Here is a 20,182-nt window from a genome sequence, read left to right as displayed (position 1 = left end):
CCACTCCCAGCCCGAATTCACACCCCAGGCGAGATAGAAAGCGTGTCGGGGCGTGGCGTCAAGCGCAAGGATGCGGCCGGCGCTATCTCAGTACGCCGCGCAAGGCTGCTTGTATCTCCTTGAGCAGCGGCAGATAACGCCAGACCATCCCCGTCGCGGCGACGTGCGGAGCGGGTGAAGCGTGGACGCATGGCCGCTGGCGTGCCGCATCCATACGCACATCAAGCCAGCCTTGAAAAGCCAAACGGGCCCCCTGCCAAGGTCACCCATGACCCGGACAGGCGGCCGCTTGGGTCGACTGCGTCCAATCAGAACTTGACGCTCAGATTTGCCTTGACGCTCTGGTCGCTGACGCCGCCGCCGAATTGGCCTGTGTAGGTCAAGCCGAGGGTCGCCTCCGGTGCGACGGCGAAATCGAGGCCGGCTTCAAGCACCGCTGTGTTTTCGGCGATCGGGACGCCGGCGATGACAAACGTGCTCGCCGGCGAGAACCCGTTCGACGACAGCGGCAAGGTGTCGCCGAAGGCATGTCTCCAGCCGATGGTGCCACGAGCCGTCGCCAGCACGCCGCCAAGGTCGAAGCTGGACGCCGCGCGAAGACCAAGGGTCGTAAACGTCGTGTCCTGCGACGCGTCCTTGCCGAAGAGCGCCGCGGCTCCACCCCGCTCGGCAAAGCCGTCGCGATTGAGATGCACATAGGCCAGGTTGGCAAACGGCTCCAGATCGACCGAGCCGGCCGTGAACGCATAGGCGAACTCGCCGAAGACCTGGCCCGTCCCGGCGCTGTAGTCGGCATCGAGGCTGTCCGTGAAGCCCGGGAACGAAACGGTGCGGTTCGCTTCGATATCGTGCCAGCTATAGGCGGCGCCGGTTCTAAGCGACGCATCGCCCCAACGTCCGCCGGCATAGATGCCCAGATGATAGTTGTCGGAGGTTGCCGAGGAGAACCGCGCGTCGATGTCCATCGAGGAACGCGAGTAGCCGGCAAGCGCGCCTACGGTCCATTCGTCCACCTGCGTATCCGCACCGACGAAGAAGCCGCCGATGGAGCGATCCGCCTTGGCGGCATTGCCGTCACCGTCGATCCGTCCCCAGGAACCGAAGCCCTGGCTCCACAGAGCAAGTTCGCCGCTGTCGATAGCGCCGGTGATCTCGCTCGATTGCTTCGCCGCCACGGTGCCGAGCACGGTGCGCAGACGATCGTTCGCGGCATCACGCAGGAACCGGCTGTCCTCGATCAGGATCGACTGGAACGAGCTGTGCACTTCGCCGGAAAGCAGATCGAAGGCCGTGCGCGCCGCCTCGGGCGTTGCGGCAAAGGCAACCGCGTTGAAGATGGGATTGCCCATGCCCAGACGATCGATCGCTCCACTGGTGGCGATCTGGTTGCGGCTCTGACCGACGCTGGCAAAGCTGATATCGTTGCGGGTCAGCTTGAGCGAAAGGTCGTTGCCGTCGCCGCCGCTGTAGTCGACGGTCGGATCGAGGAACACCAGGTTGTCGACGATCGACGCAAAGGTGCCGGTGATCGTGCCGGAACTCGTCTTGTCGATGAGGATGAACGGGCCATTGACCGGGTTCCAGCTCGACGCCGTGTTGGGCGAAAGCAGGAGATCAAGGGTCGCACCGGAGATGTCGACGCTGCCCGAAACGACCAGCTTATCGGTGGCGGTGGGCGAGCCTTCGATCTGCAGAACCCCGTTGTTGGTGTAATTGCCGGCGATCGTCTGCGTGCCGATCGAGTTGCCCGGAGCGTGGACGCCGCCAGCCTGGATGGTCGTGTTGCCAAGCGTGCCGGTGCCGCCAAGACGCGCTCCGCGCCGGATCGTGGTCAGGCTGGAGTTCGCGAGCGAACCGTTGACGATCAGCTCGCCCGAGGTGATGTCGGTCGCGCCGGTAAAGGTGTTTGCGCCTGTCAGGGTCAGCTTGCCCGTACCCGCCTGGGTCAGCGTGCCGTTGCCCGAGACCGCGCCGGCATAGGTCACGTCGTTCGAGCGGTTGTAGATCAGCGCGCCGTCGTTGGTGATCGAGCCGACGAATTTGCCGGTTCCGCCGATCCAGCCGGTCGTGCCGCCGTTGCCGAGTTGCAGCGTGCTGCCGGTGCCGATCGTCACCGCACCCGATGTGCTGTTGTTGGCCGTGAGCGTCAGCGTACCCGCGCCGATCTGCGAGAACGAGCCGGGGCCGGTGATCGAGCCGGCATAGGTCGAATTGGCCGAGCTGTTGAAGACGAGGGCACCGTAGTTGGTGACATTGGATGCGAGGGAACCACCCGCGCCACCATCGCCGATCTGCAGCGTCGCCCCCTGGGAAATGCCGGCGCCGCCGGTAAAGCCGTTGGTGCCACTCAAGACCTGCGTGCCGGCACCGATCGAGATGCCACCGGTACCGTTGATCGTGCCCGAGAACGTGCCGGTCGCGTTATTGATGATCAGCGTTTTGCTACCGAGCACAACCTGCCCACTGCCGGCAAGCGACTTGACCTGTGCGGAAGCCGCCGCCGAGACGTCAAAGGTGCCATCGGCCGTCAGACCGCTCGAGGCGTTGATCCGACCCTGACCCGAAAGCGCGAGCGTGCCGCCAGCTGCGATGCTCGTCGCACCGGTATAGGTGTTCATGCCCGTCAGCGTCAGCGTGCCGTTGCCGACCTTGTTGAGGCCGCTGCCGGTCGCGCCATCCTGCAGCACCGAGCCGATCGTGGTTGCGACGCCATTGCCGACATTGATCGTCGCCGCCGTGCCGCTTGCCGGGTTGAAGGTGAGCACCCCGCCATTGATGGCGTAGCCGCTGCCGTCGTTCGTCGCGGAGAACTGCAGCGTATCGAAGCTCTGCGTACCGACGACATTGACGGTGCCGCCGGTGGCGCCGGCAAAGACGCCGACAGAGCCGCCGAAGCTGCCGTTGATGTTGGCGCGCCCCGGAGCGCCGGTCCAGTTGGTGCCACCAGACGTCCAGGTGCCGGTACCGCCGTTGACGGTGCCGTTGCCCGTCGTGTCGCCGCCATCCCAGAAGTGCATCGTCTGGCCGGCGCCGAGCACCGACAAATTGACCTGCTTGGCAATGCCGGTCTGGACCTGTTGGCTGGCGACCGTGAAGCTAGGAGCCGTCGACGTCGCGGTCGTCGTCGCAAAACTGCCCGACAGCGCGCCGTCATATTCGAACAGCCGGTAGTAACCGGCCGATGCCACCTGCGCGTTCAGTGCACCGCCGAGCGTCAGGTTGCCGCCGACCTTCACCAGATCATTGCTGCCGACGCTGCCGACGAGCCCGGGCGTATTGAGCTCGAAAACCGAGTTAGAGCCGGCATTGAGCGTCAGATCGCCACCGATCGTGATTGTGCCCGGGCTGTTGCCGGCCGAGAGCGTGCCATCGACGACGACGCTGCCGCCGATCCTGCCCGATCCCCCGAGCGTACCGCCGGTGCCGACATTGACGTTGCCGCCAAGCTGGCCGTTGACATAGGTCGTGCCCGACGTGACCGACGTTGCTCCAGCGAACAGCGAACTATCTCCCGTCAGCGTCAGCTTGCCCGTTCCCGCCTGCGAAATCGTGCCGGTGCCCGAGACCTTGCCGGCATAGCTGACATTGTTCGAGCGGTTGTAGACCAGCGCGCCATTGTTGGTGATCGAGCCGACAAAGTTCCCCGTGCCGCCGATCCAGCCTGTGGTGCCACCATTGCCGAGCTGCAGCGTGCTGCCTGTGCCGATCGTCACCGCTCCGCGCGTGCTGCTGGTCGCCGTCAGTGTCAGCGTGCCGCTGCCGATCTGCGAGAATGTGCCGTTGCCGGTGATCTCGCCGCCATAGGTCACGTCATCGGAGCGGTTAAAGATCACCGAGCCGCCGTTGGTAATGTTCGACACGAGCGAGCCACCCGTGCCGCCATTGCCGATCTGCAACGTCGCGCCAGTATTCGTACCTGCGCCACCGGCAAAGGTATTGGTACCCGTCAGGACCTGCGTGCCGGCCATGACATTGATGCCACCGGTGCCGTTGATCGCGCCCGAGAACGTACCCGTGGCGTTGTGGATGATCAGATATTGACTTCCAAGCGTGACCTGTCCGCTGCCGGCCAGCGACCTGACCTGTGCAGAAGCGGCGGCGGAAACGTCGAAGGTGCCGTTCACCGTCAATCCGCTGGAGGCATTGATGCGTCCCTGGCCCGATAGCGCCAGCGTACCGCCCGCCCCGATGCTCGTCGCCCCGGTATAGGTGTTCATGCCCGTCAGCGTCAGCGTGCCGCTGCCGGATTTGATGAGCGAGCCGTCGCCCGTAATCGTATTGTTGATCCTGCCGTTGCTGTTCTGGTCGATCGTCAGGCTGGCGGTATTGTTGATCGCGATGTTGCCGGAAAGACCCGGGTTCGCCGCAGAGAACCGGAACGTGTTGGCGCCGCCATCGAAGGTCATGGCGTTGGCGGTCCCGCCATTGCCGCCGATGATCGAACCGGATGCGCCGAGAGTCACGTCCAGGTTTCGACCGAAGATCCCAGCTCCGTGCACGCCGCCGGTCCCGCCGGTTCCAACCACACCGCCCGTCACGCTGCCGCTGTTGATGATCACCGTGCCGCCGTTCAGCGCGCTGATGCCGTGACCGCCGTCGCCATTGAACTTTTCGAGAATGTGACCGCCGGCGCCGGCATTGCCGCCGTTGCCGGCCGTGACGTTCGTGTTCACCGTCAATGTGCCGCCACCGACGAGCGCCGCGCCGTCGCCACCGTCGCCGCCGCTGCCACCGATACCGATAGCCCCCGACGCTGCCCCGCCAGCACCGCCGTGTCCGCCCCGCCCACCGGAAACTGCCGGTCCGGTTATGCTCTCCGTTCCCCCGGCGGCAACAATCCGGCCGTATCCGCCGGCCCCGCCGCCACCGCCGTCCCCGTTCGGAGACGTGCCTCCATCGCCACCGCGGCCAGCGACATTGCCGGCGCTGCCGTGCGCACCGCCGCCGCCACCCGCACCGCCGCCAAAGTCGCTGCCGTTGCCGATGCCGCTTCCGCCGGTTCCTCCGTTCGGGCTGCCGCTGGTGCCGCCGGCACCACCAGTGCCGCCAACCCCGGCGCCGCTCTGGCTTCCCGCGCCACCGGCCGCACCCGGCCCGCCGCCGCCGCCGCCGTTTCCGCTATCGATGGCATCGCCGCCGGGCGTTCCCTGCAGGTTGCCGTCGACGCTGCCGCCGGCGCCGCCCCAACTCCCGCCGGTGCCGCCCTTGCCTGCCGCATGCGCGACCGGAACGGACGCGACCATGCCGAGAGCAAGGCCGGTGGCTGCGAACAACCACAGAGCGGTGCTGTTCATCAGCAAGCGCCGGCTACTGATTACCGAACGACGCGTCGTCCGCCGCCGATCGTTGCGCGCTTCGCTCTCACGTCCGCTTCCCAAGCCCTGATTCTGACAATTGATCTTTTTCAAAGGCTTGCCCCCGCCATCGTTCAAAAATGTCCCAGGAAGCTCGCTTGCATAGCAACCCTACAGCGGCAACGCCTTATCGACGAAACAACCTACGGGTTCGACGAAGCGACAAACCCCGATATCAGCCTCTGTGGAAAATTCAGATGCCGAGACGACTGCGCAATTCCTGCCTGTAGGGGCGGGACACGGTCCAGGATTCGTCTGTTCTGCGCAGACGCACGACCCAGGCCTGTTTCGTCGGACCGGAATGACGGTCCAGCTCGGTCACGTGCGACAGGTTGACCACCGCGGTCCGATGGATGCGCAGGAAGTTCGCCTTGGGCAAAAGGCCGATCCAGAATGAAAGCGGACGAAGATCCAGCACCGCGGCTTCGTCCTTCAGCCAGACCTGGGTGTAGTCCTTGGCAGAGCGAAGCCCGACGATCGCAGACAGCGGCACGCCGCGGGTGCGTCCCGGCATATGCAGATGGACGAGCGCGCCTATCTCTGCCGACGTCGTTGCGCCAGCATCGTCCCGGTCGCCATATGTCCGCGTGCGCCCGTAGCGCGCGATCCCGATCAGCTTTGCACAGCGGACGAGCTGGTGGATTTCTTCGACCGGCCACCGACGCACCGCCCGCGTCGCATCGAAACCGATGCAGCCACGCAACGTGCCCTCGTGAAAAACCGGGACGCAGAGAACGCTCTTGTCATTCTGGCGAAGCATTTCCGCCTGAAGCGCCCGCGCCGGACGCGGTAGCCTTGCGACATCGTTGATCATGACCGCCTTGCCCGCCACCAGCCACTGATGGAGCCAGCCGATCATCGTCACCGGCGTCTGCTGCAGGTCCCCGACATGTGACGACACCTCGCCTCGCACCCATTCGTCAGTGTTGCGGAAGCGCAGAAGATCGTCGGTGTATTCGAACATCCACGCCCGGTCGGCGCCGGCAAGCTTGCCGGTTTCCTCCAGGATCGCGGCGATCGCCGCGTTGGCCGGAGAACCGATGAGGTGGGTGGCGGCCAGATAGGCCCAGTCTCGTGTGGGCTGCGCCACGGCGGGGCAAGGCGGCTCGTTCGTCGCGATCAGTTCGTAGGGCGGCAGGCCTATGGAATGATCGGACCGGTGCAATTGCTCATTCATGACGCTCGATATGGAAAGGCGAAAAGGGATCGCTCAGCAAAAATTCGGGTTTCCCGGCGGTCCGGGTCGCAACAATGACAGCAACGCCCAGACATCGCCGAGAGCGGCGCTGGACAAAATTCGACAAATACCTGGCTCTTGCGGCGCGATGGCCCCCTCCATCGTCCTGTGCCGGCGTTTCTCACCGCCAGCACCACCCGCGTGGACCACTAAAATTTGTAGGTTAAATAAATGCAAGCGTAAACTGCATCGCCCGGTGGCTCATTTTTGGGTATTCCGGCCGTTCGGTCGCTACCCAAATCTGTGCTTGCCGATGGAATGAGCTGCAGACCAAGCGGTCCGGAGCAGATGAACGGCATTGGCGCCAATGGAACGGCCTGACACGAGACGACGTGCACAGACCCAAGGGTGCCCATACTCAAATCCCCCATGCTCGTTGCCAGCCGTTCCGATCACCATCAATCGGCGCCAGCAAGGACCAGGTCCTGCGGTGCTGGCGTGCTTCCAACGCGCGACAGCAAAACATCAAGCGCCGACGCAGGGAGCTGTTATCTCAGCACCAGCCGGAGCGCCCCTTGCGTTTCCTTGAGCAGCGGCAGGTAACGCTCAACCATCTCCGCTGCGGCCACGTGGGCTGCCGGCGCGCCGATGTTTAGCGCCGCAACGATCCGGCCGCGGTCGTTTTCGAGCGGCACTGCGATCGAACAGAGACCGAGTTCGAGTTCCTGATCAATCAACGCATAGCCCTGGTCGCGCACACGGCGAAACTCGGCGATCAGGTCCTCCGGATCGGTCTTCGTATAGGGCGTGTTTGCCTTGAGGTTCGATCGGGCAAGGATCTCTCGTGCCTCATGCTCCGGCAGTGCCGCGAGCCATACCCGCCCCATGGAGGCGCAATAGGCCGGCAGGCGCGACCCCGTCGTCAGGTTGATCGACATCACCCGCTTTTGCGAGGCGCGGGCGATGTAGACGATCTCGGTTCCATCCAAGACCGAGGCCGAGGCGCTCTGCCCGGCGCGGTCGGACAATTGGTCGAGATAAGGTTGGATGATCGTCGGCAGCGGCGTTGCCGAGAGATAGGCATGGCCAAGGCGCAGGATCTTCGGCGTCAGCGCGAAGAACTTGCCGTCATAGTCTGCATAGCCGAGCTCGGAGAGGGTCAGCAGCGACCGGCGCACCGTCGCCCGGTCAAGCCCGGTAATCCTTGACGCCTCGGCAATCGACAGTTTCGGCCGGGTTTCATCGAAGGCTTCGATCACTGCCAACCCGCGCGCAAAGCCGCTGACGAAGTCCGTTTCCCGCATCCTTGCCTCCCAAATCATCGCCAACGATTTTGTGCGATATACGAACAAAAGTCAAATATCGCACAAAATAATTGACCGAGCGTTTCGATCGGCGCTTATTGGCATCCGGAAGAGGAAGGCGCCGGCTGCCCGTGGGGCGACGAAGGCCACGAACAGATCACTGAGACCAAGAGAGGAAACATGGCGAAGATCGTTTCGCTCGCCGAGGCTGTCGGCGACAATGTCAGGGATGGCGACACCGTCGCCATGGAAGGCTTCACCCATCTGATCCCCTATGCCGCGGGGCATGAGGTGATCCGCCAGGGTCGCAAGGACCTCTATCTGGTGCGTATGACGCCGGACATTCTCTATGACCAGCTGATCGGCGTGGGTGCGGCGCGTGGCATGAAGTTTTCCTGGGGCGGCAATCCCGGCGTCGGCTCGCTGCATCGCTTCCGCGACGCCGTCGAAAACCAATGGCCGCGGCCGCTGGAGATCGAGGAGCATTCCCACGCGGCGATGGCCAACGCCTATGAGGCGGGTGCCGCCAACCTGCCGTTTGCGACGCTGCGTGGTTACATCGGCGCCGACCTGCCGAAGGTAAACCCCAACATCAAGTCGGTCACCTGCCCGTTTACCGGCGAAGTGCTTGCGGCCGTACCGGCGATCCGCCCTGACGTCACGATCATTCATGCGCAACGCGCAGACAGGAAGGGCAACGTGCTGATCGAAGGCATCGTCGGCGTGCAGAAGGAGGCGGTTCTTGCCGCCAAGCGCTCGATCGTCACGGTGGAGGAGATCGTCGACGAGCTCAACCCACCGTCGCCCAACTCCCTCGTGCTGCCCCGCTGGGCCGTCACATCGGTTGCTCACGTTCCGGGCGGCGCCTTCCCGTCCTATGCGCACGGTTACTACCCGCGCTCCAACGCCTTCTACATCGGCTGGGACGAGATCGCCCGCGACCGCGATAGCTTCACCGCCTGGATCAAGGAAAACGTGCTCGACGCCAGGCCGGAAGATTTCGCCAAGCATGCCGGCAACAAACCGGCAAAAGCGGCCTGAGGGAGGATAGAATGAGCGACTTCACCCCTACCGAAATGATGACCATCGCCGCTTCCCGGGCGCTTTCCAACGACGACGTCTGCTTCGTTGGCATCGGCGCGCCCTCGGCCGCCTGCAACGTCGCGCGGCTGACGCATGCACCCGATATCACGCTGATCTACGAGAGCGGCACGGTCGGCACCAAGCCGGATGTGCTGCCGCTTTCGATCGGCGACGGCGAACTCTGCGACACGGCCCTTTTCACCGTGTCGGTGCCGGAGATGTTCCGCTACTGGCTGCAGGGCGGGCGTATCACGACAGGCTTCCTCGGTGGCGCCCAGATCGACAAGTTCGCGAACCTCAACACCACGGTCGTCGGCCCCTATGACCACCCGAAGGTGCGTCTGCCCGGTGGTGGCGGCGCTCCGGAGATTGCCTCCAATTGCGGCCGCATCTTCATCACCATGGCGCTCTCCAGGCGCGGCTTCGTCGAGAAGCTGCCCTTCATTACCTCCATGGGCCACGGCGACGGCGGCGACCACCGCGAACGGTTGGGCATGAAGACCAAGGGACCGACGCGCGTCATCACCGACCTCTGCATCCTGGAGCCGCATCCGCAAACCAAGGAACTGACCGTCGTTTCGATCCATCCCGGCGTCACGCGCGAGCAGATCGTCGAGAATTGCGGCTGGGCGATCAGGTTCGCCGAGGAAGTGATCGAGACGCCGGCCCCGTCCGAACTCGAACTCAAGACCCTTCGTGACATCAACGCTCGCACCAAGAAGGCGCATCAGGGCGACAAGGAGGCTGCGTGATGGCCGAGGCTTTCATCTGCGACTACATCCGCACCCCGATCGGCCGGTTCGGCGGCTCACTCTCATCGGTGCGGGCCGACGATCTCGGCGCAATTCCGCTGAAGGCACTGATGGAGCGTAATGCCGATGTCGACTGGGACGCCGTCGACGACGTGATCTTCGGCTGCGCCAACCAGGCGGGCGAGGACAACCGCAACGTCGCGCGCATGTCGCTGCTCCTGGCCGGCCTGCCGGTCGGCGTCACCGGGACGACGATCAACCGGCTTTGCGGCTCCGGCATGGATGCGGTCATCACGGCAGCCCGCGCCATCAAATCGGGCGAAACCGAGCTGATGATCGCCGGTGGCGTCGAGAGCATGTCACGCGCGCCCTTCGTGATGCCGAAGGCCGATGCCGCCTTCTCCCGCAACGCCGAAATCTACGACACGACCATCGGCTGGCGCTTCATCAATCCCCTGATGAAGAAGCAATATGGCGTCGATTCGATGCCAGAGACGGGCGAGAACGTCGCGGCTGACTTTCACGTCAGCCGCGAAGACCAGGATGCGTTTGCTGTGCGCAGCCAGGCAAAGGCAGCGGCCGCGCAGGCCAATGGCCGGCTGGCGAAAGAGATCGTTTCGGTGACGATCCCGCAGCGCAAGGGCGAGCCCGTTATCGTCGATCGCGACGAGCACCCGCGCGCGACGACGATGGAGGCGCTTGCCAAGCTCGGCACGCCCTTCAGACAAGAAGGCGGCACGGTGACCGCCGGCAACGCCTCCGGCGTCAACGATGGCGCAACGGCCCTGATCATCGCCTCGGAAGCGGCAGCGAAGAAATACGGCCTCAGACCGATCGCCCGCATCCTCGGTGGGGCTACCGCCGGCGTACCGCCGCGCATCATGGGCTTCGGCCCGGCTCCGGCATCGAAGAAGCTGATGGCCCGCCTCGGTCTCACGCAGGCGCAATTCGACGTGATCGAACTCAACGAGGCCTTCGCCTCGCAGGGGCTCGCCACGCTTCGCGACCTCGGCATTGCCGACGACGATCCGCGCGTTAACCGCAACGGCGGCGCGATCGCGCTCGGCCACCCCCTCGGCATGTCCGGCGCCCGCATCACCGGCACGGCGGCACTCGAACTGCACGAGACCGGCGGGCGCTATTCGCTGTCGACCATGTGCATTGGCGTCGGCCAGGGCATCGCCGTGGCGCTGGAACGCGCCTGACCACGGAAAAAGTACGAAACGCAAAGAGCCCGGCCTGTTTCCAAAGCCGGGCTCTTTGCTTTTAGGTGCTACCGGTCGGTCGGCGGGCGATAACCCGCCTTCCGATCACTCCGTCCAGATCGCGACGTCGACCGGGCCGAGCTTGCGGCCGCCGACATGGAAGGTTGCGCCCGCAGACGCCGGCACGTCCACGGCCGTCTTGCCGTAGTTGAAGGCGAAAGTGAGCTTGCCGCGGCGGGTGATGCGCAGATCGCCAAGATCGGCGAGCGCCTCGACCGAAGCCCAGCCGAGCGCATCGCCAATCACCTTGTCCAGGAGCTCGCCGCGTGCACCCGTTGCCATGTAGCGTGCCTTGTCGTTGCCGACGAGCGCCGGAGCGCCATTGCGATAGTCGCCCTCGAAGGTCGCAAGCACGGTTTCGTTGGTGCGAACCGTCTCGCGCCAGACGCCGGCCGGATAGGTCTCGTTGCCGTAAAGCACACTCTCGCCGTGGAATTCCGGCAGCGACTCGACACGCGCGACGCTGACGTCGATCAGCGCGGCGAGCGGACCCGGCGGCAGGCCCTCCGGAATATGCATGTCCTCGGTCTTGCTGCCACTGCGCGGTCCGAAAAGCACCTTGGCACCCGACGCCGCAAGCTTTTCGACAAAGGCCTGTTCGGGGATCACGAGGTCGGGTGCCAGCACCAGCTGGTAGCCTTCGAGGTCCGAGTGCTGGCCGATGATGTCGACATCGACGCCGAGGCGGGCGACGGTCGAATACCAGTCGAGCGCGATCTGCGAAGCCAGATAGGTGCGGCCCTGCGGCAGCGCCCGGGTCGCCCAGCGCGAATTGTAGTCGAGCAGGATCGCGACTTTCGCCTTCTCGCGGCGCTCACCCTTCGGCAGACGCTTCATTTCCTCGGCAACCTGCGCGACTTCGAGATAGCCCTGGTCAGCCTCGCTGTTCGGAAGCAGCAGACCCGCATGGAACTGTTCCTGCGCAAACGGCACCTGGCGCCAGCGGAAATAGGAGACCATGTCGACGCCGTGGGCATAGGCGAGCCAGGTCCAGAGCCGCACCATGCCGTCGGCCGGCGACTGATTGTGCGAGGCCCAGTTTACCGGGCCCGGCTGCTGCTCCATCACCCAGACGCGGCCGTTGCCGACGGCGCGGTAGAGATCGTGGTTGAAGGCCGGTTGGTCGGGATCGCCGACGCGCAGATACCGGCCCTTGTCTTCCGACGAGAGACGACCATTGAGCAGGCCACCCATCGGATAGACGTCCCACGACGCGATATCGATGTCCTCGCCGACCTTGTAATGGTCGAAGTCGGTGTTCTGCGACATGAAGTTGTGCGTCACCGGACGGCCCGGCGAGTGCTTGCGGATGATGTCGACCTGCGCCTTGTTGAAGCTCTTCACCTGGTCGGAGGAGAAGCGGATGTAGTCGACGATATGGGTCGGGCTCGGCTCTTCGACGAGGTTGTTCGGAAGCTCGACCTCGTCGAAGCTCAGATAGTTCATCGCCCAGAAGGCCGTACCCCAGGCGCGGTTCAGTTCCTCAACCGTGCCATAGCGGGCCTCAAGCCATTCGCGGAAGGCGCGCAGCGCCTCTTCGGAATAGCTGTAGATCGTGTCGTGGTCGCCATACTCGTTATCCGTCTGCCAGGCATGCACGAAAGTGTTCTTGCCATAGCGCTCGGCCATGGCTTCGGAAATCCGCGCCGCCTCGATGCGGTAGCGGCGGCTGGAGAAGCAGTAGTGGCGGCGGGCGCCGAACTTGCGCACCACACCCTTGACGTCGACGGGCAGGATGTCCGGGTAGCGGTCGATCAGCCACTTCGGCGGTGCGGCGGTCGGTGTTCCCAGGATCACCTTAAGACCGGCCTTGCCGAGCACCTCGATCGCGTCGTCCAGCCACTCCCAGTGGAATTCGCCCGAGCGGGGCTCGATCTTCGCCCAGGCGAATTCGCCGATGCGCACCCAGGCAAGGCCGAGCTCGACCATGCGGCGGGCATCCTCTTCCCATTTTTCGCGCGGCCACTGCTCCGGATAGTAGCAGACGCCGAGTTCCAGCATGTCCGTCTGCTGTTCTTTGGCGTTGAAGCGGTTCGATCTCGTCAGGGGCATGTGCACGGGTTCCGGTCCTTCGTCATGTCTTACGGCCGGTTGGGTCCGACCTCGGGTTTTGTCTGTGCGCCCTCGAATATAAACGTTTATATTCAAGGGCATGAATGAGCGCCCTGAGCGGGCGTGAAATTCGTCAACGGTTCGGGTTCAAGCGGTCGTCGCAACGCTCGATCAGGTTCGGCATGAGCAGCGTCTGCAGCGCTTCCGGCGGCTCACCCTCCATGCGCCTGAGGATATAGGCGCCGAGCAGGCTGCTCGGCTCGCTGATCGGCAGGTAATAGGTGGTGATCGGCGGCGCGAAATACTGGCTGACGTTGAGATCGTCGGTGGCGTTGATCACCGCATCGCGGCCATGCACCAGCCCGCGCTCGTGGAAGCCCGAGAAGGCGCCGAGCGCGGAGGCTTCATTGGCGCAGATATAGGCGGTCGGCGGGTTGCCTAGCTCCGACATGGTCAGCACGTTCTCGCGGCCGAAAGCCGGCGTCAGACGGCCATGGGCGACGAGCGCCGGATCATAGGGAAGCCCCGCGACATCAAGCGCATGCCTGTAGGCTTCGTGCCGGGTGATGCCGTAGCTTAAGTCCGAGAGCGGGTTGAGCAGCGCGATGCGGCGATGACCGCGCTCGGTGAGCCGCGCCATCGACACCCGGATCATCTGCTCGTTGTCGGCATCGACATAGGCATGCGGCGCATTGTGAATGCTGGTGCCATAGGTGACGAAGGGGAAATCGGCCGCCTGCATCGTGCGGATGCGGGGATCGTCGGCGCGGGTGCCCGAGATGATGATGCCGTCGGCCTTCTTCAGCGAAACGATCTGCTTGATGACCGCCTGGCTCTCCTCGAAATTGCGGACCGCATAGAGCGAGACGCGATAGGGACTGTCTTCCAGCGCCCAGGAAATGCCGCTCAGGAGCTGGGCGTATTCGACGCCTTCCCATTCGTTCTGCTTCGGACCCGGCGCGGTCATGATGGCTGCGACCTGATAGGTCTTGCCGGTGCGTAACTGCACGCCATGCATGTTCAGTTCGTAGCCGACGCGTTCCGCCGCTTCGATCACGATCGCGCGCGTCTCCGGACGAACCTGAGGCGAATGCTTCAGGGCCTTGGAAACGGTGGCGATGGAAAGCCCCGTCTCCTGCGCAATGGTCTTGATCGTCGGTCTCTGCATGGCGGTTCTGCTCGTCACGGGTTGTCAGCGCTGAGCGATGCTGCCAGCACAAGATAGACTGCGGATGTCCAGGCGAATGCGCGATCGCGAAGGCCCCTCCCCGAGCGCGCGTCGAAGTTTTCGGCCATACCGCTTTTGCTCGCAAGTGAACAGAACTTTTCCGCGACTTCGCGCGCGAGCTCAATCTTCCCTTGCCGGCGCAGTCCATCCCAGAGAAGCAGTGTGGTCGGCGCCCAAATCGGCCCGCGCCAGTAACCGTCGTCTTCGTAGAAGGAACTCTTCGGGCTTTCCGTCGCCGGGCCCCATTCGGTGATGAAACCGCCGGCGACGAGCCGCGCGACAAGCTTCTCGCGCATGTCGGGCGTCAGCCGCGAACCAAGCAGCAGGGGCATGAACTGGATGAGGTTTTCGCCCGGCAAGATCCGCTCCGGATCCGCAGCGAGCCGGGCGCCAAAGGTCTCGCCGGTCCAGAGGCGGTCGAACAGCAGCGCCTGCAGCTCGTCTGCCTTCTGCCGCCACATCGCCCGGCGTTCTCGATCGTCTTCAAGAAGCTCGGCCAATGCCTCGCAGGCAAGGATCAGGAAAACCGGCAGATCCGGCGAGATCACCGGGCCGCCTTCGGCAAAGAAGGTGGCGTTGTCCCAGCCGCTGTCGTTGCCGTGGAAATAGGACGGCAGGCTCGTGGCATCTTTGCGTCCATGGGTCAGCCAGTAATCGACCTGTCGGCCGATGGCGTCGCGCAGGTAGGACTTGCGCTCCGCTGTCAGGAAGCCCGGATTGGCAGCTGCGATCAGCGACACCGCCCAACCGTGCACCGGCGGCTTGGTGAAGGCAAAGAGCACGTCGCGGTCGTTGATGTAATCCGGCAGAAGGCCGGAGGCGTCCTGGTGGTCGAAGATTGCTGCGAACTGATCGAAGGCGAGATCCTGATCGAAGGCCGCAACGCCCAGCGCCGAAAAGGCGTTGTCCCAGCTCCAGATGTTGATCATGTGGTTCTTGGACATGTAGATCGCCGGCCGCGTCAACGCGCCACCGGCCGGCACGCCGTTCGCCCAGAGCAGATAGCTTGCCAGCCGATGCGCCTCGCCCTGGCCGTCAACACCTCCGGGAACGCGCGCGTGCCACACAGAGAATTCTGCCTTCGCATCCGAAAGCGCCTCGGCGAACCGACCGGGCCGATCAGCCGGCGGCACGGTGCGGAAGAAGTCGACATTGCCCTCGAAGGCACCGGTCCCCGAAAAGGCGAAGGACACGTCTTCGGAATGATCGCGCTGCCAGGCGCCGGTGACCTTCAGGTCGCCGGTGATCGCCCGCGGGATGAACTTGACGTTTTCGACCGCAGCGACGAGGCAATCCTCTCCGTTCGGCGTGCGGTAGACATAATCGTAACGCGAGCCTTCGAGATGAAAGCGTACGCCGGCTTGTCTGCCGGATATGTGCAGCCGCTCCCCTTCGCCGATGACGAAGGTGACTTCGCCGTCACCGACGCGTGCGTCGAGTCGTTCGGGTGAAAGCACGAGCACCGGGGCCACGGCCCTGCCATCCGCATCGAGAAATTCCACGCGGCAGAGGCGACCGAGCGATGGCCGCTCGTCGCCGCCTGCCACGTGGCGGAGATAAAGTGCCCGCTCGCCGTCGCGGCCCGGCACGCGCATCATCGAGAGCGTCAGGAACCGGCCCCTGCGGCTGAAGGGCACGGTATCGATGTCGAACAGCATGCCGTTATCCCTTCACCGACGAGCCGACTGCGCCATCCATGATGTAGCGCTGGGCGACGAAGAAGAGGGCGAGCGGCGGCAGGCAGAGGATGACCGTGATCGCGGCGATCGAGGTCACGTCCACCTCGTGCAGGCCCTTGAACATGGAGAGGCCGAGCGTGAGGGTGTATTTCGACTGGTCGTTGAGGAAGATCAACGGGCCGAGATAGTCGTTCCAGGCATTCATGAAGTGGAAGGTGCCGACCAGCACCAGGGCCGGCATCATCAGCGGCAGATGGATGCGCCAGTAGATGTCGAAAGCGTTGGCGCCATCCATGCGGGCCGCCTCGTCGATCTCCATGGGCACAGTCATGATGTACTGGCGCAAAAGGAAGACGAAGAAAGCATCGGCGAAATAGGCGGGCACGATCAAGGGCTTCAGCGTGTTGATCCAGCCGAGCAGGTTGAACTCCATGTAGAGCGGGATCATCTTCACGTCCCACGGGATCATCATGGTGGCGAGCAGCAGGATGAACAGCGGGTCGCGGCCGGGGAAGCGGAAGCGGGCAAAGCCATAGGCAACCAGCGACGACGAGATCAGCTGGCCGATCGTCGACAGCACCACGACGATCACCGAATTGGTGAGGTAGGTGCCGAAGGGCTGCTTGTTCCAGGCGGCGGCAAAGTTCTCCCAGTGCCATTCCGACGGCCAGAAGACTGGCGGGAACTGGTAGAGCTCGGCGGAGCTTTTGATCGCCGTCATGAAGGTCCAGTAGAACGGCGCGATGAACAGCGCCGAGAGCAGGATGAGCGCGGAATAGAGCAGCGTCTTACGCATTGTGCTCTCCATCGTTCTGGCGGACTTCGCCTTCGTAATAGACCCAGGCAGCCGACCAGCGCATGACGCCGAGGCTGAGCAGGAGCACGATGATGAACATCACCCAGGAGCCGGCGGCGGCATAGCCCATGTCGAAATACTTGAAGGCGTTGTCGTAGATGTACATGGCGAAGAAATAGGTGGAGCCGAGCGGTCCGCCCTTGGTCAGAAGCAGCGCGATCGTCAGCTGCTGGAAGGCCGAGATGATCGAGGTGATGAAGGTGAAGAGCAGCATCGGCCCGAGCATCGGCAGGGTGATGAAGACCATCTGCGCCCAGCCGGGAACGCCCGAAACGGTTGCGGCCTCGTAGAGCTCCTTCGGGATGGCTTTCAGGCCCGTCAAGAGGATCAGCATCGTGCCGCCGAGCCCCCAGAGGCTGGCGATGATGATGGCGACGATCGCGAGGTTGGGATCGCCGAGCCAGTTCGGCCCGTCGATGCCGACGAAGGAGAGCATGAAGTTCAAAAGCCCGTATTCCCGGCTGTAGATCCAGCTCCAGATCGTCACCAGCGCGACGCCGGAAATGACGCTCGGCAGGTAGAAGGCGGTGCGGAAGAAGCCGCTGGCGAAGGTAATGTTATGCAACATCAGCGCCAGCAGGAACGACATGACGATGTTGAACGGCACATAGATTGCCGCAAACTTGACCGTAATCCAGAGGCTTTCCCAGAACTGCGGATCCTCGAACAGCATGGAACGATAGTTTTCGAGCCCGACGAACGTGCGTTCACCGACGACGGGCCAGTCGTAGAAGCTCATTGTCAACGAGAAGACGAGCGGGCCAAGCGTGAAGAACAGAAACCCGAGGATCCACGGGGAAATGAACAGATAGGCCGCGATGTGGCGGGCGAAGGCCGAGCGCTTGCGCTTGGCCGCGGCCGGCACTGCGGCTGTTGCATAGGTCATGTCCATCTCCCCGGGCTCCCTTGTCTTACTTGATCAGCCGCTTCGAGCGGGCAACCGCCTCGTCGAGATGCTGCTTGGCATTGCCCTGGTCGATCATCGTCGCCTCGATGGCGCGAGCGAGATTGTCCTGGACCTTGCCCCAGTTGGCGTTCTTCAGGAACGCATGGGTTTCGGTGTTGGAGGTCGCGAGAATGTCGAAGAACGGCTTGTAGATCGGGTCCTTGGTCATGCCCTTTTCTTCCGCAACGCTGGTGCGCACCGGCAGGTCGTTGATGCGCATGGCAACCGCTTCCGGCGAGGAGAAGAACTTGACGAATTCCCAGGCGAGGTCCGGATGGGCCGCATCCTTGGCGATCGAGATCGCCGAAACGCCGAGCGCCGAGTGGGCGGTCTTGTCGCCGAACTTCGGCAGTGGTGCTACGCCATACTTGATGCCGGATGCATCGATGCCGGACTTCGACCACATGGCGCTCTGGAACATCGCGATCTTGCCGCCCTTGAACAGCGTGCTGCCCGACGTGTCGTCGCCGAGGTTCAGCGTGATCGCTTCCTGCTTCTTGGCCATGTCGCCGAACATGTCGAGGACTTGGGCGGCGGCGTCGCTGTTCATGTAGCCGTCGATCTTTTTGCCATCGTCGGAAATGTACTTGGTGCCGTTCGACCAGAGGAACTGCTCGAAATCATAAGGGTCGGGCTTGGCGTCGACGGCAAAGCCATAGACCTTGTTTGGCTCGTCGCGGAACTTGGCAGCCTTGGCGCGCAGGTCGTCCCAGGTCCAGCCGTCCTTCGGTTCCTCGACGCCGGCCCTGGCGAACATGTCCTTGTTGTAGAACACCACCTGGGTGGTGAAGCCCGACGGCATGCCGTAGGTCTTGCCTTCGACACGAACCGTGTTCATCAGGCCCTTCGGGAAATCGTCCGGCTTGATCTCGGCCGCGTCCTTGGCGATCAGATCGTCGAGCGCCTTCAGCGACGTGTAATATTGCGGGAAGTTCCACATATACATGACGTCAGGCGGGTTGCCGGCACCGAAGGCGGCGATCAGCTTCTGATCGTAGCCATCGGCGTAGGGTTCGACCTGAACCTTCACGCCCGGGTGCTTTTCCTCGAACTTCTTGGCGATTTCCTGCTGGATCGCCAGGCTTTCGTCCGTATCCCAGGTCGCAAAACGCAAGGTCTCTTCTGCGCGAGCCGTGGCGGTTCCGGCGATCGCCAGAACCATCAGCGAGCCGATGATCGACTTCCTGTTGAGCATGTTTCTCCTCCTCCTTCGGGTTACGCGACCCGCTTTGCCTTTTCCTGATTGATGAGCGCCTGCGTCTCGCCATCGAGACGTCGGGCAACCGCCTGGCCATCGCCGTCGAACAGATGGCAATGCTCGGCCGGCAGACGCAGATGCACGCGCTCGCGGGCGGAAACCGGATGCGTGCCGCGCACGACCGCGGTCATGTCGCCACCATTCTGAAGGCTGATATGGACGTGGCTTTCCGTGCCGAGCCGCTCGACGAGGCGCACGTCGCCGACGAGGTGACCCTCCTCAGCCGAAACAAGCTCGATCTTGTCCGGGCGAATGCCGAGCGTCACCGACTTGGGCTTGGCGACCGGTGCGGCCGAGAGCATTTCGAGCGTGAGCGGATGGGCGAGACCACCGCCGTTGAGCGTCACCGCCGTATCGACCTGCGACGTCACTTCGGTGGTCACGAAGTTCATGCGCGGCGAGCCGATGAAGCCGGCGACGAACAGGTTGGCCGGCTGATAGAAGAGTTCGAGCGGCGTACCGAACTGGCTGACCTTGCCCTTGTCGAGCACAACGACACGATCGGACAGCGTCATCGCTTCCACCTGGTCGTGGGTCACATAGATCATCGTCACGCCGAGACGTTCATGCAGCGCCGCAAGTTCGACGCGCATGGTGACGCGCAGGCCCGCGTCGAGGTTCGACAGCGGCTCGTCGAGCAGGAAGAGCTTTGGCTCACGCACGATCGCGCGGCCGATCGCCACCCGCTGGCGCTGGCCGCCGGAAAGCTGGCGCGGCTTGCGGGCCAGCAGTTCCTTGATGCGCAGGATGTCGGCAGCGCTCTCGACGCGGCGGTCGATCTCGTCGCGTTTCATGCCGTTCAGCGCCAGACCGAAGGACAGGTTCTTGCGCACGTTCATGTGCGGATAAAGCGCGTAGTTCTGGAAGACCATGGCGATGTCGCGCTTGGCCGAAGCGACGTCGGTGATATCGCGATCGCCGAGATGGATCGAGCCGCCGTCGAGATCCTCGAGGCCGGCGATCGAGCGCAGCAGCGTGCTCTTGCCGCAGCCGGACGGACCGAGGAAGCAGACGAACTCGCCGTCGGCGATATCGAGGTTGATACCCTTCAAGACTTCGAGCGAACCAAAGCCTTTGCGCAAATTGTCGATGCGGATCGCTGCCAACGGGCCCTCCCTGCCGGCGGAGCACTGCTGCGGCCAACGGCCGAGTTGCAGCGCCAAGTTAAACGTTTATATGCACGATAAAAACGTTTAACTTTCTTGTAAAGCGGAAAATCGCATCGATC

13 protein-coding genes are annotated in these 20,182 nt (G+C 63.7%); 3 read left to right on the top strand and 10 right to left on the bottom strand.

All coding sequences use genetic code 11. The features are described from left to right. Window positions 1–308 precede the first annotated feature (308 nt). The 3 genes from IB263_RS15875 to IB263_RS15865 form a co-directional block, all read right to left on the bottom strand. Complete coding sequence (locus IB263_RS15875) at window positions 309–5,294, bottom strand: autotransporter domain-containing protein (protein WP_192438686.1); 4,986 nt, start codon at window positions 5,292–5,294, stop codon at window positions 309–311. Window positions 5,295–5,547: 253 nt separating this feature from the next. Next, window positions 5,548–6,531, bottom strand: a complete 984-nt coding sequence (locus IB263_RS15870) for a GAF domain-containing DNA-binding protein (RefSeq protein ID WP_060580995.1) — start codon at window positions 6,529–6,531, stop codon at window positions 5,548–5,550. Window positions 6,532–7,079: 548 nt separating this feature from the next. Next, window positions 7,080–7,835 carry an IclR family transcriptional regulator gene (locus IB263_RS15865; RefSeq protein WP_060580996.1) on the bottom strand — a complete coding sequence of 252 codons (756 nt, stop codon included), beginning with the start codon at window positions 7,833–7,835 and terminating at the stop codon, window positions 7,080–7,082. Between the two features lie 180 nt (window positions 7,836–8,015). Here IB263_RS15865 and IB263_RS15860 point away from each other — a divergent pair, with 180 nt between their 5' ends. The 3 genes from IB263_RS15860 to pcaF are packed head-to-tail and all read left to right on the top strand — an operon-like array spanning window position 8,016 to window position 10,875. Beyond that, on the top strand, window positions 8,016–8,876 hold the full coding sequence (locus IB263_RS15860; RefSeq protein WP_060580997.1) for a CoA transferase subunit A: 861 nt from the start codon (window positions 8,016–8,018) through the stop codon (window positions 8,874–8,876). 11 nt (window positions 8,877–8,887) lie between these two features. Beyond that, window positions 8,888–9,670 (top strand): CoA-transferase subunit beta, encoded by a 783-nt coding sequence (locus IB263_RS15855; protein WP_060522042.1) that lies wholly within the window; start codon window positions 8,888–8,890, stop codon window positions 9,668–9,670. Next, window positions 9,670–10,875, top strand: a complete 1,206-nt coding sequence (gene pcaF / locus IB263_RS15850; RefSeq protein ID WP_113554501.1) for a 3-oxoadipyl-CoA thiolase — start codon at window positions 9,670–9,672, stop codon at window positions 10,873–10,875. Before IB263_RS15855 ends, pcaF begins: the two co-directional genes overlap by 1 nt. 105 nt (window positions 10,876–10,980) lie before the next feature. Here the strand turns inward: pcaF and IB263_RS15845 are convergent, their stop codons facing one another. From IB263_RS15845 to IB263_RS15815, 7 genes are all read right to left on the bottom strand, one after another. Beyond that, entirely contained in the window at window positions 10,981–12,993 is a 2,013-nt protein-coding gene (locus tag IB263_RS15845) for a beta-galactosidase (RefSeq protein ID WP_060601640.1), read from the bottom strand. 127 nt (window positions 12,994–13,120) lie between these two features. Then, complete coding sequence (locus IB263_RS15840) at window positions 13,121–14,155, bottom strand: LacI family DNA-binding transcriptional regulator (protein WP_034805837.1); 1,035 nt, start codon at window positions 14,153–14,155, stop codon at window positions 13,121–13,123. A gap of 14 nt (window positions 14,156–14,169) precedes the next feature. Further along, window positions 14,170–15,873, bottom strand: coding sequence for an amylo-alpha-1,6-glucosidase (locus IB263_RS15835; protein WP_113187100.1), 1,704 nt, complete (start codon window positions 15,871–15,873; stop codon window positions 14,170–14,172). Window positions 15,874–15,877: 4 nt separating this feature from the next. Then, window positions 15,878–16,690: a carbohydrate ABC transporter permease gene (locus tag IB263_RS15830; protein ID WP_034805833.1), complete on the bottom strand. Its 813-nt coding sequence runs from the start codon at window positions 16,688–16,690 to the stop codon at window positions 15,878–15,880. Further along, the gene (locus IB263_RS15825) at window positions 16,683–17,636 is read right to left on the bottom strand and encodes a carbohydrate ABC transporter permease (protein ID WP_234798784.1); all 954 of its coding nucleotides are present in this window, start codon (window positions 17,634–17,636) and stop codon (window positions 16,683–16,685) included. The genes IB263_RS15830 and IB263_RS15825 overlap by 8 nt, the downstream gene beginning before the upstream one ends. Before the next feature lie 25 nt (window positions 17,637–17,661). After that, complete coding sequence (locus IB263_RS15820; RefSeq protein ID WP_089042821.1) at window positions 17,662–18,891, bottom strand: sugar ABC transporter substrate-binding protein; 1,230 nt, start codon at window positions 18,889–18,891, stop codon at window positions 17,662–17,664. A 20-nt stretch (window positions 18,892–18,911) separates the two neighbouring features. Further along, window positions 18,912–20,060 carry an ABC transporter ATP-binding protein gene (locus tag IB263_RS15815; protein WP_060522036.1) on the bottom strand — a complete coding sequence of 383 codons (1,149 nt, stop codon included), beginning with the start codon at window positions 20,058–20,060 and terminating at the stop codon, window positions 18,912–18,914. Between the last annotated feature and the right edge of the window lie 122 nt (window positions 20,061–20,182).

Source organism: Ensifer sp. ENS03 (assembly GCF_014852035.1).
Taxonomy (GTDB): domain Bacteria; phylum Pseudomonadota; class Alphaproteobacteria; order Rhizobiales; family Rhizobiaceae; genus Ensifer; species Ensifer adhaerens.
This window is presented reverse-complemented; position numbering and strand designations above follow the sequence as displayed.

Coding starts and splice junctions, on each gene's coding strand:
- IB263_RS15875 (WP_192438686.1), bottom strand. CDS start 5,294: ATGAACAGCACCGCTCTGTGGTTGTTCGCAGCCACCGGCCTTGCTCTC.
- IB263_RS15870 (WP_060580995.1), bottom strand. CDS start 6,531: ATGAATGAGCAATTGCACCGGTCCGATCATTCCATAGGCCTGCCGCCC.
- IB263_RS15865 (WP_060580996.1), bottom strand. CDS start 7,835: ATGCGGGAAACGGACTTCGTCAGCGGCTTTGCGCGCGGGTTGGCAGTG.
- IB263_RS15860 (WP_060580997.1), top strand. CDS start 8,016: ATGGCGAAGATCGTTTCGCTCGCCGAGGCTGTCGGCGACAATGTCAGG.
- IB263_RS15855 (WP_060522042.1), top strand. CDS start 8,888: ATGAGCGACTTCACCCCTACCGAAATGATGACCATCGCCGCTTCCCGG.
- pcaF (WP_113554501.1), top strand. CDS start 9,670: ATGGCCGAGGCTTTCATCTGCGACTACATCCGCACCCCGATCGGCCGG.
- IB263_RS15840 (WP_034805837.1), bottom strand. CDS start 14,155: ATGCAGAGACCGACGATCAAGACCATTGCGCAGGAGACGGGGCTTTCC.
- IB263_RS15835 (WP_113187100.1), bottom strand. CDS start 15,873: ATGCTGTTCGACATCGATACCGTGCCCTTCAGCCGCAGGGGCCGGTTC.
- IB263_RS15830 (WP_034805833.1), bottom strand. CDS start 16,690: ATGCGTAAGACGCTGCTCTATTCCGCGCTCATCCTGCTCTCGGCGCTG.
- IB263_RS15825 (WP_234798784.1), bottom strand. CDS start 17,636: ATGACCTATGCAACAGCCGCAGTGCCGGCCGCGGCCAAGCGCAAGCGC.
- IB263_RS15820 (WP_089042821.1), bottom strand. CDS start 18,891: ATGCTCAACAGGAAGTCGATCATCGGCTCGCTGATGGTTCTGGCGATC.